The organism is Lelliottia nimipressuralis (genome assembly GCF_004115925.1).
Classification (GTDB): domain Bacteria; phylum Pseudomonadota; class Gammaproteobacteria; order Enterobacterales; family Enterobacteriaceae; genus Enterobacter; species Enterobacter nimipressuralis.
This window is the reverse complement of the sequence record NZ_SDDX01000050.1, coordinates 1-2,767: the sequence shown is the minus strand read 5'-3', so window position 1 is coordinate 2,767 and position 2,767 is coordinate 1. Positions and strand designations below refer to the sequence as shown.

Here is a 2,767-nt window from a genome sequence, read left to right as displayed (position 1 = left end):
TCACCTCCGCCGTCGCCTTGCCGTCCGCACCGGTGGTGCCGGTCAGGGTGGTGATGCTGGCGCCGGCCGCCACGGTGAAGCTCACCGCCGCACCCGGTACGAGGTTACCCTGCGCATCCGTCACGATGGCCGTCACGCCGTTCTTCGCCACACCGTCAGCCACAGCACCATCCGGACTGATGACGAGATTCGCTTCAGTAATTTCCGCAGTGGTTTCATCAGCAATAAAGCTTGTTTCAGCCTGAGCCGTGTTACCCGACTCCAGTATAGTCACTTTAACGACATAGCTGCCCGCCCGGAGGCTGGTGACGGATGTACGTGCAGTGCCGTCCGCACCACTTTCGAGTGTTGAAGCACTCAGGCTGGCGCCTGAAGCCACATTCAGTTGCAGGGTAACGCCAGCGACGGCATTTCCACGCCCGTCAGTAACCTTAACAGTCACAGCATTGCTGTCAGTTCCGTTAGCCACTGCACCACTGCCAACAGTCAGATCACCTTCAGTAATTTCAGCCACTGACTTATCCACCACAAAGTTTACTGTGGCTGTCTGAACAGTGCGCACTGCTGTGCCTGCACGTACGGTGACATTCGTTGCACCAGCCCGTGAATTCATTACTTTCAGCGTTGTGTTTCCGTTGCCATCGGTTACGCCACTTGTGTCAACGACCCCATCGTTATCAACATCAGCGCCAACTGTGAAGTTTTCGAGTGGATTACCATTCACGTCCTGCACTGAAGCAACGAGCTCATTGGCGGAAACACCATCCGCGAGTGCATTATCTTTGGTGACCTTTAACGCGGCGACCTGAGCTGTAGCAGCGTCTGCAATGAACCGTACCTGCGCATTTTTATAGTTACCGTTGTCCATTTTCACGGTTACGGTTCCGTCTTTCGCAATTTTACTCCGGACCATAACCTTTGCCTGGCCACGAGCATCTGTCATTACCGTGAGTTGTTTTTCATCGGATGCAGAATCAGTGAAAAGAGCAGCAGCAGAGGCACCCTGAGCATCCGTCAGGCCAGTGAGTGCAAAAGTAAGCATTTGCGCGGCCAGAGGCTGACCTGCCTCATCAGTAACCGTTGCAGTCAGTGTGGCAAACTGCACATTATCTGCAGGTACAGCCGTATCCGGGCTTACCGTCAGGCTACTGATAACATTACGGGATGGGGCTACACGGATAATGGTCGTAGCGGTATTTGAACGGTTGCCGTTAGCATCAGTGCCAACCGCTTTAAGAATATATTCCTGCGCCTGACCGGTGCGGGTGTTCCAGGCATAAGCCGGTACTTTTACTTCCAGTTCTGTCGCAGAAATTTTACGCAGTGAGCCGCCATTGGTAACAAACTCCGGAGAGGGGGTCCACTCGGTGTCTTTAAGCCCATATTTAGCCTTATGAACTGTCACCTGAATACGTACAGTATCTGCAGCCTGTGCATTAATACTTTCCGGTAAGCTGATACGCAGTAACTCCTGTTTACGATACTGCATAACGATATCGTAGTTGCGATCAACCAGCTCATAGCGATTGCCTGCAAGGCTGCGCATCATATCTACGCTATCAGCATTAAGTTGCTGATGTAGTGGCACACCAAAACGGTAATTAAAATCCATCCCCACATGGGTTTGGTTACGATCGCCAACAGAACGTTCACCGGAGAAAGAAATCAGCGGGAAAGGAGTGTATGTTAATCCAGCGGTAAGGGCTTTTGGATTATCTTTAAGTTTATCCGGGCTTACGCTTCCAGTGCCAAGGTCAATACCTTTACCGAAATATTGCTCATATTTAAGTTTACCGCCTAATTGCGGCCATGAAGGTAACCAGGCTTCTGCACGTAAATCAAATCCGTTAGCCGGGCGTTCATCGTAATCGCGCATGGATGCGATTTTTGACTGATGCCAGTCAGTCAGTCCCATATAACCATTTGCAGATAATTTAAGGTAATTAGTCCAGGCTTCAGTACCAACACCGAGACGGGCATTTTTTCCGGTGTAATCGTAATCATAAAAAGAGTTAATTCCATACATCCAGTCGCCAGCATACTGTCGATACCCGACGCCCAGGTTGACGGTATTACGATCCTCTTTTGTGCGCAATCCACCCTGCGTAAAGAACAGACTGTTATCAGACTCACTTAATGGCAAGAGAACATCACCACTGACTGTTTTATCTGAACCGACAGAAATACGGCCGTTACCTTTTTGATTAAGCCAGTCGTTGATTTCATTATTGATGAGACTTTCCGCGATGCCTTTAGCATAATTAATAGTGGCACGAGAGGAATCATCAGAAGAAAGTAACTGCCCAGCGCGACTGGCTCCATCAGCGACAGACCGCTCCAGATTATCGTTATTATTTGATGCACTTTCCCCGGAGGCTTTTTTCTCTTCAGCCCCTAACGATGGCAGGTTATTCGTATCGAATACCGGATTGCCATCAATAACGGCCTGCATACCCATAAGGGTACTTTCAGAATCATTTTTGATAGCCGCATGAGCCACAGAAGATACTGCTAATGAGACAGGGCTCAGTATCTGAATCAATATCATCAGCCATGAAGTTCTGCGAACCCAGGAAGAAGTAAATAACGTATTCATAGAGTGCTAATGCCCGCCAGAGAAAGTAATCAAACCGAAAAACCGTCTGCGTATCGACTGAATCCATGAATTGATTTACTGGCCTGAACAACAACACCAGCCTTACGTAAATCGCCCAGGTAAGAGCTTCAGGCTCATGGCTTCACACAGCGGTGAAATTATCTCCTCAGG

Annotated in this window: 1 protein-coding gene; it reads right to left on the bottom strand. The window is 49.4% G+C overall.

Annotated features, from left to right (window positions below):
* On the bottom strand, positions 1–2,596 hold a 2,596-nt coding region (locus tag ETG88_RS22120), incomplete at its 3' end, for an inverse autotransporter beta domain-containing protein (RefSeq protein WP_206732586.1).
* Positions 2,597–2,767 lie beyond the last annotated feature (171 nt).